Source organism: Microbispora sp. NPDC046933 (assembly GCF_040644635.1).
Taxonomy (GTDB): Bacteria; Actinomycetota; Actinomycetes; order Streptosporangiales; family Streptosporangiaceae; genus Microbispora.
Genome location: NZ_JBEYWW010000036.1, coordinates 30,952 through 47,754, shown reverse-complemented (window position 1 = coordinate 47,754; position 16,803 = coordinate 30,952). Strand labels below are relative to the sequence as shown.

The following is a 16,803-nucleotide window of genomic DNA, read 5'->3' as shown; positions in this document are numbered from 1 at the left end:
GGCGCTCAACCACCCTGGATCACGACCTTCCTGCGGGCGGCGCCGGTCATGAGCGCGCCCAGCGCCAGCAGGATGGCGGCCCACAGGGCCTGGAAGGCCAGGGCGCGGGCCGGGTCGGCCGTGCCCAGGTAGACGTCGGCGGGCACCTGCGCCATCGCCGACCACGGCAGCGCCCGGGCCAGCGCGCCGAACCATCCGGGGAAGATCGCCAGAGGCAGCATCAGCCCGCTGAAGAACGTGGTGACGACCAGGGAGAACACCGAGAGCCCGCGCTCGTCCATCACCCAGCAGGTGGCCAGGGCGACGATGTAGCGCCAGCCGAAGCTCACCACCACCCCCAGCGCCACGCTCGCCAGGAAAGCGGCCGGCGCGCGCGGGGCGACGATGCCGAACAGCAGCGCGCCCGCGAGGGTCGGCGGGGCGCCGCGGACGACGAACAGGTACGCCGCCCGGCCCAGGTCCTCCGACAGGCACCACAGTTGCAGCGGCGCCGGACGGACCAGGTCGAGCGCCACGTCGCCGCTGCGGATCCGCTGCGGCAGGTCCAGGCCGCCGCCGAACAGCTGCATCGGGCCGATGCACGCCTGGGTGAGGAACGTGTAGGTGACCACGCCCGCCACGTCGTACCCGCCGAGGCCGGGGCGGGCCTGCCACAGCGCGATCAGCACGTACGCGCGCAGCACCCCGAAGACGGTGTTGGTGAACGCCCCGGCCAGGGCGGCGGCCCAGTAGGTCGCGTGCCTGCGGAAGCCGTACCAGGCCAGCCGCGGATAGAGGGAGACGGCGGCGCCGTGGGCGAGGATCACCGGTCGGCGAGGCGGTAGACGAAGCGCAGCCCCGACCACACCTCGTCCACGGCGCACACCTTGTTGTCCACCAGGCCCTCGCCGAGCCCGAAGGCGCGGACGACGTCGCCCGACAGGTCGGTGACGACGCCGCTCGACTTCTTGGGCCAGCCCACCCACAGGCCGCCGTCCCGCGCCAGGCGCTCGCGTGCCCGGGGGAACCCGGCCCGCAGGGCGGCCTCGTCGGGGCAGAACATCACGATCACGTCGTACGGCTCGGGGCTTCCGTCGTCCTTCTCGTGGCCGTCGATCGGCAGATTTTGCGGAGCGTTTACCAGCAAGACGCGGTGGCCGGGCTTGACACCGAGCTTCCGGGGCAGCGGTGCCCCCGGATATCCATTCATGGGTGCCTCATGTCCTGCGGCCGTTACCTTCTCGTAACACCGCTGTAAGGAGAGTGAAACATACGTACCGGTAGAACGGATGACCAAATGGGGAATGTCCCTTTTGGGAGGCTTGCATGGGGCATGGGCTGAATGTAGACATCCGTCCGGAATATCCGGTCAGCTGGCAGGCCGCCGCGATCAACGGGGTCCTGCGGGGCACCATGAAGCCGATCTCCACCATCCTCGTGCGCAACACCGCGGGGATGGCCGTGGCCAGCCGTATCATCTGCCTCGGCGAGCGGGTCCCCGGCATCCTCCCCAAGCACGTGTCCATCGTTCCAGACGAATTCGGCTCGTGCACCGGGGAATGGGTGCACGGCGGGACCGGCCTGGACGAGGGCAAGGTGGTGCTCTACTTCCACGGCGGGGCGTACTTCGTCTGCTCCCCGGCCACCCACCGGCCGATCACCTGGCGGCTGTCGGCCGTCACCGGCCGCCCGGTGTTCTCCCTCGACTACCGCCAGGGGCCGGTCCACTCCCTCGCCGAGTCGCTGTCGGACGCGCTCCAGGCGTACGAGTGCCTGCTCGACCTCGGGTACGCCGCCCAGGACATCGTGCTGGCCGGGGACTCCGCCGGAGGCCATCTCACCCTCGCCACGCTGCTGTCCCTCCGCGACCGGGGCATGCCCCTCCCCGCCGCCGGGATCTGCCTGTCCCCCTGGGCCGACCTCAGCTCCAGCCGTCGGCGCGCCAACGTCTGGTCCGACCCCATGCTCCCCGCCGGCCGCGTCGACTGGCTCGCCCGCCGCTGGACCGACGGCCTCGACTGCTTCGACCCCCTCGTGTCCCCCGTGTACGGCGACTACACCGGCATTCCCCCGCTGATGATCGTCACCGGCTCCACCGAGGTCCTGCGCGACGAGGCCCGCCGGGTCGCCGTCAGCGCCCGCGAGAACGGCGTGCAGGTGACCTACGAGGAGTGGAACCGCATGCCGCACATCTTCCCCCTCCTTGCCGACGTCCTCCCCGAGGGCCGCCTGTTCTTCGAGCACGTCTCCCGCTTCCTCGACGCCGTCCACGCCCACCACTCCGCCTCCGGCGCCGAGGCCGCCTGATCCGGGGGTCTCCCCGCCGAGGGGAGTGCATGAGGCGGGGCCGGTAGAGTCGGGGCTCATGCCGGAAACGCCGCGAGTGCTTGCCGTACAGAACGGAGCGAACGGTGGTCCTGGGCGGTTCGGGGAATGGCTGGACGCCGCCGGGGTCGCCGTCGACGTGATCGCCGCCTTCGAGGGGTCCGCCCTCCCGTCACGGCTGGAGCACGACGGCCTGATCGTGCTCGGAGGCGGCTACCTGCCGGACGACGACGACAAGGCGCCCTGGCTGCCGGCCACCCGCGCCCTCGTCGAGCAGGCCCTCGCCCGGTCGGTGCCGTTCTTCGGCATCTGCCTGGGCGGGCAGATGCTGGCCTCGGCCGGCGGCGGGAAGGTCCAGGGCGACGCCGGGGCCCCCGAGCACGGCAGCACGTCCATCACCATCAGAGCCGAGGCGGCGGACGACGTGGTCTTCGGCGGGCTGCCCGCCGCCGTCCCGGCGATCGAGAACCACATCGACGCCATCACGGCCCTGCCGCCGGGCGCGGTCTGGCTCGCCGAGACCGAACGCTGCCCCTACCAGGCCTTCCGGCTGGGCGATCGCGCCTGGGGCGTGCAGTTCCACCCCGAGGTGAGGCCCGAACGCATCCTGCGGTGGGACGCCGAGCACACCCGCCGGCGGGGTCTCGACCTCGACGAGCTGTACGCCGCCGCCGTGACCGCCGACCCCCTGTCGCGGGCCGCCTGGGGTGAGGTGGCCTTCCGTTTCGCCGCTGTGGTCAAGAAGGACATCTGAAAGCCTCGCGTGTGGCGATGCGGGCGTCCGGATCGCGCCGGACAACCACATGATCCACGAATCCGGCCGAACTCGGCACCCGTCGAGGGTGGATCTTTTTGTGGCTTATGAGACCTATGTGACCTGCGGTTTCGTCCTCTGGCCTAACCGAACGGTGCCATTGGGCTTACCTCTCATGCCGCTTGGCGCTACTTGAGCACGTGGTGCGTTCCAAACGGCCACAGTGGCTGTGCGGCACTTCGAGAGAGGTAGCTTCCGTATGGCACGTGGCGGAACGGCCCCCCAGAACGGCATGCCTCCCGGTGTGCGCCCGCTGACCGTGGGCGACCCGGTCGTCATCGGGCGCTACCTGCTGCTGGGGCGGCTGGGCAGCGGCGGAATGGGCGTGGTCTACCTGGCCGAGCACCCCGCCGGGGGGTACGTCGCGCTGAAGACGCCGCATCCGGTGCACCTGGGGGATCCCACGCTGCGGGCCCGCTTCGCCGAGGAGGTCGCGTTCTCCCGGCGGGTGGTGCCGTTCTGCACGGCCGCCGTCCTTGAGGACGGTCTCGACGGCGACCGGCCCTACCTCGTCACCGAGTACGTCCCCGGCCCCGCGCTCTCCCAGGTCGTCGCCGCCCGGGGACCGCTCACCCCCGACCTCGCGTACGGCGTGGCCCTCGGCACGGCCGCCGCGCTCATGGCCACGCACCAGGCCGGGCTGGTCCACCGGGACCTCAAGCCCGGCAACGTGCTGCTGTCGCCTCGCGGGCCGTTCGTCATCGATTTCGGGATCGCCCGCGACCTGGACGTCGCGATGGCGCACACGCAGGCCGGGCAGATCATGGGCAGCCCGGGCTGGGTCGCGCCGGAGCGGCTCCGCGGACACCATGCCATCCCCGCCTCTGACGTCTTCTCCTGGGGCTGCCTGGTCGCGTTCGCGGCGACCGGGCTGCATCCGTTCGGCGCCGGAGACCTCGACGTGCTCACCCGGCGCATCCTGGTCGAGGAGCCGCGGATCGACACCGTGCCGAAGCCGCTGCGGGACGGCGTGGCGGCGGCGCTGCGGCGCGAGCCGGCCGACCGTCCGGACGCGGCCCGGCTGCTGGCCGCCCTGCTCGCGGCGGGCGGGGTCCACGCGACCGCCGACCCCCGGCGGGCGGTCGCCGCCGTACTCGACGAGATCTGGCAGCCCGTGCCCCACCCGTCGGGGACCGCCCCCGGCCGGGCCGTACGCGGTCAGCGCACCCGGGGCAGGGCCACACAGAGGTCGGATCAGGGGCCGGACCAGGGGCCGGATCGGTGGCCGGCGCAGGAGCCGGTGCAGGGGAGGGCGGCGCGGCGCCGGGCGGCGCGCTCGCGGGCACAGGTGTCCCACGCGGGTTTCGCGGCGCTCGCCACCGTGACGATCGCCGCGGTGACCGTGGTCGCGGCGGGCACCGGGGCGGCCCGCATGCAGGGCACCGCCGACCCGCCGCCCGCGCTGCCCGTGGTCATCCCCGGCGAGGACAGCGCCCTGCCGCCGGAGGACGTGCTCGGCACCACCCGGCCGCCGGTGGTGCCCATCGCCGACGCCGCCCGGCCCAAGGCGACGGTGACGGCCACGCGGACCATGCCGCCGCCGGCGACTCCGGACGGCGCGCGGACCACCTCGGTGCCCTCGCCGCCGGTCGGGGTGACCCTGCGCCCGCCGGCGGACGGGCACTGCGTGACCGGGCGGCCGAGGGACTGCCGTTCCACCCGGCCCTCACCGCCGGGACAGGCGGGACAGCCCGGCCGGCCTGGGCAGCCCGGATGGCCCGGGCAGACCCGCTCCCCGATCTCGCCCCCGGCGATCAGCCCGGAGCCGCAGTGGGGCGACGGGGAGTCGCCCCCGCCGAGCCCCAGCCCGCCGCCGGAGAGCCCGCCGCCCAGCGTGGTGGCCACGCCCGCGCCGTCCATCCCCTGAAACGCGGTCTCGATCGGGTGCCTCGATGCAGCATGCTGTGTGTTCATGGACGCAGCTCTCGAACTTGACGACGTGACCGTCCGCGTGGTCGGCCGGACCCTGGTGACCGGGGCCGACTGGCGGGTGGAGCACGGCCAGCACTGGGTGATCCTCGGCCCCAACGGCGCCGGGAAGACGACGATGCTCTCGGTCGCCGCGGCCGTACGGCACCCGAGTTCGGGGACGGCCACGGTGCTCGGGCGGCGGCTCGGCCGGGTCGACCTGCGGGAGCTGCGCCGGAGCATCGGCCTGGTCGCGGCCAGCCAGCGGCTCGTGGACGAGTCGCTGCTGGAGGAGGAGGGCGCCACCGCGCTGACCGTCGTGCTCACCGGGCACACCGGGACGAGCGCGCCGTTGTGGGACCGGTACGGCGACGAGGAGCGGGAGCGGGCGCATCGGCTGCTGGCCGACCTCGGCTGCAAGGACCTGGCCGACCGGAGGTTCCAGGTGTGCTCGCAGGGGGAGCGGGCCCGGATCCGGGTGGCCAGGGCGCTGATGGCCGACCCGGCGATCCTGCTGCTCGACGAGCCGTTCGCGGGCCTCGACCTGCCGGCGCGGGAGGACCTGATCGAGGCGCTGGAGGACCTGGCCCGCACCCGGCAGGGGCTCACGACCGTGATGGTCACGCACCACCTGGAGGAGGTGCCGGCCACCACCACGCACGCCCTGCTGATGCGGGACACCCGCATCCTGACCGCCGGTCCCGTGGGGGAGGTGCTCACCGGGCGGAACCTGTCCGACTGCTTCGGCCGGCGGCTGCGCATCGACTCGCTGGACGGCCGCTGGTACGCCCGCGCGCTGCGCGTCTGACCGGCCCCGCGTACGGCGAGGCCCCGCCGCCGATCCGTCAGATCCCCGGGGGTGACCTGCGGATGGGCGGCGGGGCCCGCCACCGACCTGTGTCCGAGATGTCCGCTGTGGTTAGTGAGCCCCGGCGAACTGCGCCTCCTCCGTCGAGCCCTTCAGGGCCGTCGTGGAGGAGTCCGGCGCGACGGCCGTGCTGACCAGGTCGAAGTATCCGGTGCCGACCTCGCGCTGGTGGCGGGTGGCGGTGTAGCCGCGCTGCTCGGCGGCGAACTCGGCCTCCTGGAGCCCGACGTACGCCGTCATGCCCTCCTCGGCGTAGCCGCGGGCCAGGTCGAACATCGAGTAGTTCAGCGAGTGGAAGCCGGCCAGGGTGATGAACTGGAACTTGTATCCCATGTGGCCCAGCTCGCGCTGGAACTTGGCGATCGTCGCGTCGTCCAGGTGCTTCTTCCAGTTGAACGACGGCGAGCAGTTGTAGGCCAGCATCTGGTCGGGGTACTCCCGCTTGACCGCCTCCGCGAACTCGCGGGCCACGTCGAGGTCGGGCGTGGAGGTCTCCATCCACAGCAGGTCGGCGAACGGCGCGTAGGCGAGGCCCCTGGCGATGCAGGCGTCGACGCCGTTGCGGACCCGGTAGAAGCCCTCGGGGGTGCGGTCGCCGGTGCAGAAGGCGCGGTCGCGGGGGTCCACGTCGCTGGTCAGGAGCGTCGCGGCCTGGGCGTCGGTCCGCGCGATGACCAGGGAGGGGACGCCCGCCACGTCGGCCGCGAGGCGGGCCGCGTTGAGGGTCTTGATGTGCTGGCCGGTGGGGATCAGCACCTTGCCGCCGAGGTGGCCGCACTTCTTCTCCGAGGCGAGCTGGTCCTCCCAGTGCACGCCCGCCGCGCCGGCCGCGATCATGGCCTTCATCAGCTCGAACGCGTTGAGCACGCCCCCGAAGCCGGCCTCCGCGTCGGCCACGATGGGCGCCAGCCAGTGCGGGGCGTCCTCGTCGCCCTCCGCCCAGCTGATCTGGTCGGCCCGCAGCAGCGCGTTGTTGATCCGGCGGACCACGGCGGGGACCGAGTTGGCCGGGTAGAGGCTCTGGTCGGGGTAGGTGTGACCGCTGAGGTTGGCGTCGGCCGCCACCTGCCAGCCGGACAGGTAGATGGCCTTGAGGCCCGCCTTCACCTGCTGGACCGCCTGGTTGCCGGTCAGCGCGCCCAGGGCGTGGACGTAGTCCTCGTGGTGCAGCAGACTCCACAGGCGCTCCGCGCCGAGCCTGGCCAGCGTGTGCTCCTCCTGCACCGAGCCGCGCAGGCGGATCACGTCCTCGGCCGTGTAGGTCCGCTCGACGTTCGTCCACCGCGGATTGCTGTCCCAGTCTTGCTGCAGCCGCTGGGCGGCTGTGGTGAGGCGATCCGACATCTCCGGTCACTCCCTTGTTGCGTGCGTTGTCGTCACCTGGGGCTTGCTTCCGAGTTTGTGTCGATATCAAGACACTCACAAGGTGCTTCCAGCCGAAAGAACGCCAAAATTTCTGCTTCTGGGAAGACTGGTGGGTATTCGACAGTGAAGAATTGCAGAGTTTTCGCTATGGACTAGACCAATCCGTGTGAGGTGGATCACGTGCGGTTGGAAGAAACGCCGATTTTCCGCATAAGATCGGGTTATGACCTCCGTCCTGGGCGAAGAACCGCTGTCTTTGACGCACGAGCTCGATCTCCTGGCCTTCGGTCAGCGGCTCAAGCACCTGCGCAAGCAGCGTGGTCTCACGCTCTCCGAGCTCGGGGAGCGCGTCGGGCGCGCGCCCAGCCAGCTGTCGTTGCTGGAGAACGGCAAGCGCGAGCCCAAGCTCTCGCTGCTGAAGTCGCTGGCCGCCGCGCTCAACGTGCCGGTGGAGGAGCTGCTGCGCAGGCAGGCGCCGAACCGGCGGGCCCAGCTCGAGATCGCCCTGGAGGAGGCCCAGCGCGACCCGCTCTACGCGGGGCTCGGACTGAGCCGGCTGAAGGTCTCCTCACGGGTGCCCAACGACGTGCTGGAGCACATCCTGAGCCTGTTCGAGGAGCTCAAGGCCCGGGAGGCGAAGGGCACGGCCACCCCGGAGGAGGCGCGGGCGGCCAACGCCGAGCTGCGGCGCAAGCAGCGCGAGCTGGGCAACTACTTCGAGGAGATCGAGAAGGCCGCCGCCGAGGCGCTGACCGCCGTCGGCTACCGGACCGGCGCGCTGTCGGAGAGCACGGTGCAGGCGCTGGTGTCGCACTTCGGGTTCGCCGTGCACACCGCCCCCGACCTGCCGCGGTCGGCGCGGTCGGTGACCGACCTGCGCAACCGGCGCATCTACGTCAAACGCCAGCAACTGGGCATGCACACGCCGCGTACCGTGCTGCTGCAGACGCTCGGGCACATCGCGCTCCAGCACCACAAGCCGCGCGACTTCGCCGACTTCCTGCGCCAGCGGGTGGAGGCCAACTACTTCGCCGCGGCCGTCCTCGTGCCCGAGGCGGCGGCCGTGCCCTACCTGCGGGAGGCCAAGCAGGACAAGGCGCTGTCGGTGGAGGACCTGCGCGACGTGTTCGCGGTGTCCTACGAGATGGCGGCGCACCGGTTCACCAACCTCGCCACCCGCCACCTCGACCTCGTCTGCCACTTCGTGCGCAACGACGCCGGAGGGATCATCTACAAGGCGTACGAGAACGACGGCATCGTCTTCCCGGCCGACGAGCAGGGGGCGATCGAGGGCCAGCGGATGTGCCAGCAGTGGTCGGGCCGCCAGGTGTTCCACTCGCCCGACCGGTTCTCGCTGTACTACCAGTACTCCGACTCGCCCACCGGCACGTACTTCTGCGTCGCCCACGTGGACCCGTCGCAGGAGAAGGACTTCGCGATCACGCTGGGCGTGCCGTACCGGGAGTCGCGGTGGTTCCGCGGGCGCGAGACCACCCACCGCACCAAGTCGAACTGCCCGAACGGCGAGTGCTGCCGCCGCCCGCCGGCCGAGCTCGCGCAGCGCTGGGAGGGCTACGCCTGGCCGTCGGCCCGCGCCAACTCCCACGTGCTCGCCGCGCTGCCGCCCGGGTCGTTCCCGGGTGTCGACGAGGCCGACGTGTACGCGTTCCTGGAGCGCCACGCCGCCCACGGCTGAAGCCTCAGGCGTGGCCCGCCACGCCGCCCCGTCGTCCCGCTCAAGGTTCAGCCGGCTCCCGGGCGTACCGCACCGGATTCGTAGGCGTACACCACGGCCTGGACCCGGTCGCGCAGGCCGAGCTTGGACAGTATCCGGCTGACGTGCGTCTTGACGGTGCCCTCGGTGAGGTGCAGGAGGCCGGCGATCTCGCTGTTGGAAAGGCCGCGGGCGATGAGCGCGAGCACTTCGCGTTCGCGTTCGGTCAGGGCGTCGGGACGGGTGGCGGATGCGGCAGGCGGGGGGCCGGTGCCGACGTAGCGCTCGAGGAGCCGGCGGGTCACGCTGGGCGCGACGACCGCGTCGCCGCGGGCGACCACGCGGATCGCCGACAGCAGATCGGGCGCGAGGGTGTCTTTGAGCAGGAAGCCGCTCGCGCCGGCGTGAAGGGCGGCGTAGACGTATTCGTCCAAATCGAAGGTCGTCAGCATCAGAATCCGGACAGTTGTTCCAGGACCGTCCTCGGCGCCGGCGCAGATGCGGCGGGTCGCCTCGACGCCGTCCACATCCGGCATGCGCACGTCCATCAGCACGATGTCCGGCCGCAGCTCGCGCGCCATCACGGCCGCTTGGGCGCCGTCGCCGGCCTCGCCGACCACCTCCATGTCGGGGGCGTTCTCCAGGATCATGCGGAAGCCGGTGCGGACCAGGGCCTGGTCATCGGCGAGCAGGACGCGGATCATGCGCGTGGCCCGTCAACCGGCTCGTCCACCGGCAGCGCCGCCCGCACGGTGAAGCCGGCCCGGGCCGCCGGCCCGGTGCGGAGGGTGCCGCCGAGCAGCTTCACGCGCTCGTGCATGCCGCGCAGTCCGTTGCCGTGGCGCGGGTCGTGTCGTGGGCCCTGCCCGTCATCGGTGACCTCGATGTTCACTGCCGTGTCGCCATAGGTCAGGACCACGTCGGCGCTCGCGCCGGCGCCAGCGTGCTTCATGGTGTTGGTCAGCGCCTCCTGGACGATCCGGTATGCCGTCAGGTCCACCGGGGCGGTCAGGGTGGCGGGGACACCGTCGACGCGCAGCCGCACCGGTGTGCCCGCTCGCCGTACCCGAGCCAGCAGGGCGGGGAGCTGGGCCAGCCCGGGCTGGGGATGCCAGGCGTCGTCCACCTCGCCGAGTGCGCCGAGCGCCCGTCGCATGTCGGCCAGGCTGGCCCGCCCGGTCGTGACGATGGTCTCCAGGGCGGCGCGGGTGTCGGCGGGCCGCTGGTCCAGCGCGGCGGCGGCGCCCTGGGCCTGGATGACGATCAGCGACAGGCCGTGCGCCACGACGTCGTGCATCTCCCGGCTGATCCGCCCGCGCTCGGCGGCCACGGCCAGCGCCGCCTGCTGGTCGCGTTCGCGTTCCAGGTCGCGGGCGCGTTCGTGGAGCTGTTTCAGGTAGGCGCGGCGGCTGCGCGCGCTCGATCCGATCGCCCAGGCGGACACCAGCCCCGAGCCCAGGACGAACACGCCGCTCCAGGCGACCCGCCCGTCTTCTCGGCCCGCGGTCGCCGCCTGCTCGGGCCCGGGCGGCGGGTTCTGAGCGTGGCGCACCTGGAAGACCGGGGTCGGCAGACCGGCGAGCCCCTGGTACAGGCTCCACGCCGTGACGAGCAGCAGCAGGGCGGCCAGCACCGCAGCGGAGACGATCCGAGTGGTGCGGGCGGCGACCGTGTAGAGCGCGATCAGCACCCCCAGATCGACGATCATCGGGGGCACATTCGCGGCCAGGTGCACCCCGGCCGCTGCCGTGGACAGCGCCAGCATCGGCAGCGGCAGGCTCCGGCGCAACGCGACACCGGTCACGATGAGCGCCGTCATGCCCCACCACACCCACAGGCCGGCCATGCCATGGGCGCCGGGCGCGGCCTCCACCGTGGCCTGCGGGCGGTTCACCGTCACGCAGGCCGCCAGCAGCCCGGCCCCCAGCGCGGTGTCCTGCACCACTGCCCGGCGCACCCAACCGCGCAGGACGGCCGCACTGTGCTCTGTCGTGGTGTGGGGCTTTGTCATGGTTTTGCCAAGTCTAGGGTCCGCTCGTGTGCCGTCACGTCTGCCTCAGGAGGGACATCTCGCCCCTCGCGTACATCCTCGGACAGAGGCGTTCATGTGACCGCCGCCAGACGCGGGCAGGGCCGCGCGGCCACCAAGGTGATCACATGATTCGACGCGAACTCTCAAGGGCGGCCCGGGCGGCCGCTCTGTCCTGCGCGGTCCTGACACTGGGCACCGCGGTGCCCGCGACCGCCGCCACTACAACGACTGGGACCAAGCCGCGGGTGGGCGACGTTCAGCAGGCCATGGAGACCCTGGCCAAGACCTCCGGCGTCGTCGGCGCCATCGGCGAGGTGTACGTCGACGGCAAACGCGTCGGCGCGGGCTCGGCCGGCTCCCGCCTGCTCGGCGGCAAGGGCGGCAAGATTCCTTCCGGTGCCCGCTACCGGATCGGCTCGCAGACCAAGCAGATGACGGCCACGCTGCTGTTGCAACTCGTGGAGGAAGGAAAGATCAGTCTGGATGACAAGCTTGCCGACGTCCTGCCGGACGTGGTGACGAAGAACCAGGTGGAGCGGGCGGGAGAGATCACGGTACGGCATCTGCTCCGGCACCTCAGCGGCATTCCCGACTACATGCCGGTGGGCCTGTTCGACTTCACCACCCGCTACAGCCCGGCCGACCTGCTGGCGCTCTCGCGGAAGAAGTCCCGGACCGTCGAGATCGGGACCTACCAGTACTCCAACACCAACTACATCCTCCTCGGCCTCATCATCGAGAAGTTGACCGGCCACAGCCTGGCAACCGAGTTCAAGCGGCGGCTGTTCACTCCACTTGGGATGAAGGACACCTACCTGCCTGTCGCGCCGCCGCAGGGAATCACCGGCCCGCACGGGCACGGCTACGCCGCCGACGACACGGGCAGGATGCGCGACGTCGACCGGGTCAACGCCAGCTTCCTGCTGGGCGCCGGGGGTGTGGTGTCCACCGCGCACGACATGAGCGCCTTCCAGCGCGCCTTCCGGCGGGGCAAGCTGCTGCCGGCGTCGCTGCAGAAGGTGATCACGGATCCGCCGGAGGGGCTGCCCCCGCTGCCGACCGGCGGCATGTGCGGCGGCAGTCCCGAGATCGCCCCCGCGATCGCGGGTAGCTTCCCCGGGTTCGTCTCCGTCACCTACACGTCGGCCGACGGCCGCATGCAGTTCGCCGTGTCTACCACGCTGGCCATGTCCGACGGCGAACGCAACGCCATGAACGACGTCACCCGGCAAGCGGCCAAGACGGTGCTCTGCCCGCAGGCATAGGGGCGAGTGGCCGTTTTATAGGGACGGCCCGCCCGCCGCGCGACGGCGGGGGCCGAACAGCGAGGTCTCCGGCGGACGGATCGTAGACCGGGACGACCGTCAGCTCGGAGACCTCGTGGCAACCCAATCCCCCGGACTGTGCGGGGCGACCTGGCCGCCGCGCGTCGCGGAACGCGCCTCAGGGCCGGCCCCCGACGGCGGAGAGGCCGTCCCCGGCCCGGCCCTCCACGGCGGCGCGGACGAACGCCACGAGGTGCTCGCGCAGCGCCTCGCGGCCCTCGGGGGTCGCCGCCTCCTCCCCGACCGTGATCCGGGCGAGCTGCGGCATGACACTCGGCCACATCGCCATGCCCACCAACGTGAACACCATCCGGGCGACCGAGACGTCCGGCTCCCGGCCGAGGCCCTCGGCGAGCGATTCGGTCTTCGACCGGCACTTGTCCACCCGGAGCTCCTGGCCGGGCAGTAGGTCGTCCTCGCCCCGGTAGTGCAGGGCCTCCCACATCAGCAGGCGTACCAGGTCGGGGTGGGTGGAGTAGAAGTCGAAGAGGTTGCTGACGTACTCCGCCGGGTCCTTGCCCGGCAGCGCCACCGCCGCGGCGACCTCGTCCATCGCCGACTTGATGACGGTGTCGAACAGCTTCTCCTTGCTGCCGAAGTGCCCGTAGATCCGCTCCTTGTTGACGCCGGCCCGCTCGGCGATGCGGTCCACCCGGGCGCCCGCCACGCCGTACGCCGCGAACTCCGTCCGCGCGGCCTCCAGCAGGGCGGCCTTGGTGGCGGCGGTGGGGTCCTTGGCGTCTTTGCGGGGCGACATCGGCTTCCTCCGTGTTCATGGGCGGACGGGGCTCACGGGTGTTCCCTCAGCATACCCACACCTGCCACCAACTAGTTGGTTGACATCCAACTGGTTGGTTGGTTACCGTCCTCGCCATGAGCACATCGACGCCCGTCCTCCTCCCACCCGCGGCCGGCGAGACCTACGCCCCGGCGCGGCGCACCGTGGCCGCGTTCGTGCCGGCCGGCCTGCTCGCCACCGGGCACCTCTACGTCGTGATCCCCCTGCTGGCCCGGATGTCGGCCGATTGGGGCGCCCCCGCCGCCGTCCTCACCTGGCTCGTCAGCGCGTTCGGCCTCGGTTACGCGGGCGGCTTCCTGCTGTTCGGCCCGCTGTCCGACCTGTGCGGCAGGCGCCGCGTGATGACCTGGGGCATGGCGGCCACGGCGGTGACGACCTCGCTGGTCGCGCTGAGCCCCGGGCCCGGGGTGGCGCTCGCCCTGCGGGTGGTCGAGGGCGTCACCACCGCCGTCTTCGCCCCCACCGCGTTCGCGTACATCGCCGAGCGCGTCGAACCGCGCCGCCGGGCCGTGACGATGACCTCCGTGGTCAGCGCGCTGTTCGCCTCGGCCGTGGTCGCCCAGCTCGCCGCCAAGGCCCTCGCCGACCTGCTCGGGTGGCGGCCGGTCTTCCTGCTCGGCGGCGCCGCGTTCGCCGTCGTGACCGTGGTGCTGCGCCGGGTGATGCTGCCCGACACCGCCCCCAGGGCCGGAACGAACCCCTACGCCGCCGTCCCGGTGCTGCTGCGCGACCCGCGCCTGGTCCTGGTGTACGCCGCCACGCTGACGGTCCTCGGCGCGTTCGTCGCCCTCTACACCGCGTTGCAGCTCGAAGGCCCCGCGGGCATCGCCGGCGACCCCTCCGCGCTGCTGACGCTGCGCGCCACCGCGCTGCCGGCGATCATCGCCATCCCGTTCACCACGCCGTACCTGGCCCGGATCTCCCCGGCCCGCAGGGCGGCCCTGGCCCTCGGGCTCGCCGCGGCGCTCGCGCTGGTGGTCGGGCTGGCCGCCCCCGGTGTCGCCGCACTGGCGGTGCTGCTGGCCGTCTTCGCCTTCGCGATCGGCGTCGCCGCCCCCGCCGTGATCGAGACCGTGGGCCTGCTGGCCGGTCCCGCGCGGGGCACGGCCGTCTCCCTGTTCACCTTCTTCCTGTTCACCGGAGCCAGCGTCGGCCCGGTCGCGGCCTCGGCCGCCGCGCCGTACGGCTTCGCCGCCCTCATGTACGGCGTGGCGGGGGTGCTCGCGCTGGGAGGGGGGCTCGTGCTGATCGCCTCCTCCGGCCGCCGCATAAGGTGATGCCAGTGAACGTGGCGGACAGGGGGAGGACGGGCGTGCTGCCTGAGGTGGAGGCCTGGCTGAGTCGGCGTACCTCGTCGGCGGCCGACTGGCCGGCCCGCACCCTGCTGTCAGCCAAGCGAGGCGCCACCATCTCGGTGGTGCTGCCGGCCAGGAACGAGGAGGAGACGGTCGGGGAGATCGTCTCCGCCGTGCGCCGCGACCTCGTCGAGGCCGTGCCGCTGGTGGACGAGCTGGTCGTGATCGACTCCCGGTCGGCCGACGACACGGCGGCCCGGGCCTTACGCGCCGGGGCGAAGGTCTTCGCGCAGGACGAGATCCTGCCCGAGCTGCACGATCCGCGCTACGACGGCAAGGGCGAGGCGCTGTGGAAGTCCCTCGCGGTGACGACCGGCGACCTGGTGGTGTTCGTCGACGCCGACCTGCGCGAGTTCCGCACCTCGTTCGTGACCGGCCTGCTGGGGCCCCTGCTGGCCGACCCCGCCGTCGGATACGTGAAGGCGTGCTACGACCGGCCGCTGCTCGGCGCGGCGGAACCGAACGCCGGGGGCAGGGTCACCGAGCTGGTCGCCCGGCCGCTGCTCAACCTGCACTGGCCGCTGCTCGCCGGGTTCGTGCAGCCGCTCGCGGGCGAGTACGCCGGCCGCCGCGCGGTCCTGGAGCGGGTGCCGTTCGTCACCGGGTACGGCGTGGAGCTGGGGCTCCTCATCGACCTGCTTGACCTGGTGGGACTCGACGCGCTCGCCCAGGTCGACCTGGGCCGCCGCGTCCACTCCCACCAGTCGACGGAGGCGCTCGGCGGGATGGCCGGGCAGATCATGCACACCGCCTGGGCTCGGCTGGAGCGCCAGGACAAGATCGTTCCGTTGCACGAGCCGTCCGCGCGGCTCGTCCAGTTCGAGCGCGGCCCCGCCGGGCACCGCCCGCTGACGCGAGACGTCGGGGTGGCCGAGCGCCCGCCGATGGCGACGATCCCGCAGTACGCGTCCCGGCTGCGCTGACCGGCACCTCCGGCCGAGGTGTTACCGTTGGTAACACCAAGGAGAGGAGAGCCCCCGATGACCTTCTGCCCCGAGTTGAGCGACGACGTCCGCGAGCTGCGCGACTGGGTTCACGAGTTCGCCCGGGACGTCATCCGCCCGGCGGGAGCGGAGTGGGACGAGCGTGAGGAGACGCCCTGGCCGGTCATCCAGGAGGCCGCCAAGATCGGGCTGTACTCGCTGGACTTCTTCGCGCAGCAGTGGTTCGAGGAGTCGGGACTCGGCCTGCCCGTGGCGTTCGAGGAGTTGTTCTGGGGGGACGCCGGCATCGGCCTGTCGATCGTGGGCACCGGCCTCGCCGCCGCCTCCATCGCCGCGAACGGCACCCCCGAGCAGATGGGGGAGTGGCTGCCCCAGATGTTCGGCACTCCCGACGACGTCAAGCTCGGCGCGTTCTGCTCCTCGGAGCCGGACGCCGGCAGTGACGTCGGCGCGATCAGGACGCGGGCCGTCTACGACGAGGCCAAGGACGAGTGGGTCCTCAACGGCGTGAAGACCTGGGCCACCAACGGCGGCATCGCCAACGTCCACGTCATCGTGGCCTCGGTCGACCCCTCGCTGGGCACCCGGGGCCAGGCGTCCTTCGTGGTCCCGCCCGGCACGCGCGGCCTGTCCCAGGGGCAGAAGTTCAAGAAGCACGGCATCCGCGCCTCGCACACCGCCGAGGTCGTCCTGGACGACGTACGGGTGCCCGGCCGGTGCCTGGTGGGCGGCAAGGAGAAGCTGGACGAGCGGCTCGCCCGGGTGCGCGCCGGCGCGCGGTCCGGCGAGCAGGCCGCGATGCGGACCTTCGAGACCACTCGCCCCCTCGTCGCCGCGATGGCCGTCGGCGTCGCCCGCGCCGCCTTCGAGTACGCGCGGGACTACGCCCGTGAACGTGAGCAGTTCGGCCGCAGGATCGGGGAGAACCAGGCGGTCGCGTTCCTGCTGGCCGACATGGCCACCCGGGTGGACGTCGCCCGGCTGATGACCTGGCGGGCGGCGTGGATGGCCCGGCACGGCCGGCGGTTCGAGCAGGCCGAAGGCTCGATGAGCAAGCTGGTCGCGAGCGAGACGGCCGTCTGGGCGACCGAGCAGGCCATCCAGATCCTCGGCGGGGCCGGATACACCCGCGAGCACCCGGTCGAGCGCTTCCACCGCGACGCCAAGATTTTCACGATCTTCGAGGGCACCAGCGAGATCCAGCGCCTCATCATCGGCCGCGCCGTCACCGGCCTCCCCGTCCGCTAGCCACTCCGGCCGTAGATCACGATCTTGCCCATGTGCCTGTGCCGGTCAAGGCGGCCCGCACCCGCTCAGTGCCGCCGATGCGGGCCCACCGGTTCCCCTGTGGACCCGCCGACGCGGGGACATCATC

15 protein-coding genes are annotated in these 16,803 nt (G+C 72.1%); 9 read left to right on the top strand and 6 right to left on the bottom strand.

The genetic code is table 11. The features are described 5' to 3' along the window. Positions 1 to 5: 5 nt before the first annotated feature. Positions 6 to 806: an ABC-2 family transporter protein gene (locus tag ABZ857_RS35570; RefSeq protein ID WP_357052326.1), complete on the bottom strand. Its 801-nt coding sequence runs from the start codon at positions 804 to 806 to the stop codon at positions 6 to 8. Further along, complete coding sequence (locus tag ABZ857_RS35565) at positions 803 to 1,189, bottom strand: hypothetical protein (protein ID WP_357052323.1); 387 nt, start codon at positions 1,187 to 1,189, stop codon at positions 803 to 805. The genes ABZ857_RS35570 and ABZ857_RS35565 overlap by 4 nt, the downstream gene beginning before the upstream one ends. Positions 1,190 to 1,305: 116 nt before the next feature. On the opposite strand from ABZ857_RS35565, the gene ABZ857_RS35560 reads away from it, so the two are divergent. From ABZ857_RS35560 to ABZ857_RS35545, 4 genes are all read left to right on the top strand, one after another. Next, positions 1,306 to 2,286 (top strand): alpha/beta hydrolase, encoded by a 981-nt coding sequence (locus ABZ857_RS35560; RefSeq protein WP_357052320.1) that lies wholly within the window; start codon positions 1,306 to 1,308, stop codon positions 2,284 to 2,286. Positions 2,287 to 2,344: 58 nt separating this feature from the next. After that, entirely contained in the window at positions 2,345 to 3,058 is a 714-nt protein-coding gene (locus tag ABZ857_RS35555) for a type 1 glutamine amidotransferase (protein ID WP_357052317.1), read from the top strand. A gap of 259 nt (positions 3,059 to 3,317) precedes the next feature. After that, positions 3,318 to 4,985: a protein kinase gene (locus ABZ857_RS35550; RefSeq protein ID WP_357052314.1), complete on the top strand. Its 1,668-nt coding sequence runs from the start codon at positions 3,318 to 3,320 to the stop codon at positions 4,983 to 4,985. A gap of 45 nt (positions 4,986 to 5,030) precedes the next feature. Next, the gene (locus ABZ857_RS35545) at positions 5,031 to 5,834 is read left to right on the top strand and encodes an ATP-binding cassette domain-containing protein (RefSeq protein ID WP_357052311.1); all 804 of its coding nucleotides are present in this window, start codon (positions 5,031 to 5,033) and stop codon (positions 5,832 to 5,834) included. 111 nt (positions 5,835 to 5,945) lie between these two features. Here ABZ857_RS35545 and aceA read toward each other — a convergent pair whose 3' ends face one another. Next, positions 5,946 to 7,238, bottom strand: coding sequence for an isocitrate lyase (gene aceA / locus ABZ857_RS35540; protein ID WP_357052308.1), 1,293 nt, complete (start codon positions 7,236 to 7,238; stop codon positions 5,946 to 5,948). Between the two features lie 244 nt (positions 7,239 to 7,482). On the opposite strand from aceA, the gene ABZ857_RS35535 reads away from it, so the two are divergent. After that, on the top strand, positions 7,483 to 8,955 hold the full coding sequence (locus ABZ857_RS35535; protein WP_357052306.1) for a helix-turn-helix domain-containing protein: 1,473 nt from the start codon (positions 7,483 to 7,485) through the stop codon (positions 8,953 to 8,955). Between the two features lie 47 nt (positions 8,956 to 9,002). On the opposite strand, the gene ABZ857_RS35530 is transcribed toward ABZ857_RS35535, so the two are convergent. Further along, positions 9,003 to 9,677: a response regulator transcription factor gene (locus ABZ857_RS35530; RefSeq protein ID WP_357052303.1), complete on the bottom strand. Its 675-nt coding sequence runs from the start codon at positions 9,675 to 9,677 to the stop codon at positions 9,003 to 9,005. Further along, on the bottom strand, positions 9,674 to 10,984 hold the full coding sequence (locus ABZ857_RS35525; protein ID WP_357052300.1) for a sensor histidine kinase: 1,311 nt from the start codon (positions 10,982 to 10,984) through the stop codon (positions 9,674 to 9,676). Before ABZ857_RS35525 ends, ABZ857_RS35530 begins: the two co-directional genes overlap by 4 nt. Positions 10,985 to 11,130: 146 nt before the next feature. Between ABZ857_RS35525 and ABZ857_RS35520 the strand changes: the two genes are divergently transcribed. Next, positions 11,131 to 12,270 (top strand): serine hydrolase domain-containing protein, encoded by a 1,140-nt coding sequence (locus ABZ857_RS35520; RefSeq protein WP_357052297.1) that lies wholly within the window; start codon positions 11,131 to 11,133, stop codon positions 12,268 to 12,270. 178 nt (positions 12,271 to 12,448) lie between these two features. Here ABZ857_RS35520 and ABZ857_RS35515 read toward each other — a convergent pair whose 3' ends face one another. Further along, positions 12,449 to 13,087: a TetR/AcrR family transcriptional regulator gene (locus ABZ857_RS35515; protein ID WP_357052296.1), complete on the bottom strand. Its 639-nt coding sequence runs from the start codon at positions 13,085 to 13,087 to the stop codon at positions 12,449 to 12,451. A 116-nt stretch (positions 13,088 to 13,203) separates the two neighbouring features. Here ABZ857_RS35515 and ABZ857_RS35510 point away from each other — a divergent pair, with 116 nt between their 5' ends. Genes ABZ857_RS35510 through ABZ857_RS35500 form a run of 3 tightly spaced genes read left to right on the top strand, consistent with a single transcriptional unit; the run spans position 13,204 to position 16,676 of the window. After that, complete coding sequence (locus ABZ857_RS35510) at positions 13,204 to 14,406, top strand: MFS transporter (protein WP_357052294.1); 1,203 nt, start codon at positions 13,204 to 13,206, stop codon at positions 14,404 to 14,406. Positions 14,407 to 14,441: 35 nt separating this feature from the next. Beyond that, complete coding sequence (locus ABZ857_RS35505) at positions 14,442 to 15,407, top strand: glucosyl-3-phosphoglycerate synthase (RefSeq protein WP_357052445.1); 966 nt, start codon at positions 14,442 to 14,444, stop codon at positions 15,405 to 15,407. A gap of 57 nt (positions 15,408 to 15,464) precedes the next feature. After that, on the top strand, positions 15,465 to 16,676 hold the full coding sequence (locus ABZ857_RS35500; protein ID WP_357052292.1) for an acyl-CoA dehydrogenase family protein: 1,212 nt from the start codon (positions 15,465 to 15,467) through the stop codon (positions 16,674 to 16,676). Positions 16,677 to 16,803 lie beyond the last annotated feature (127 nt).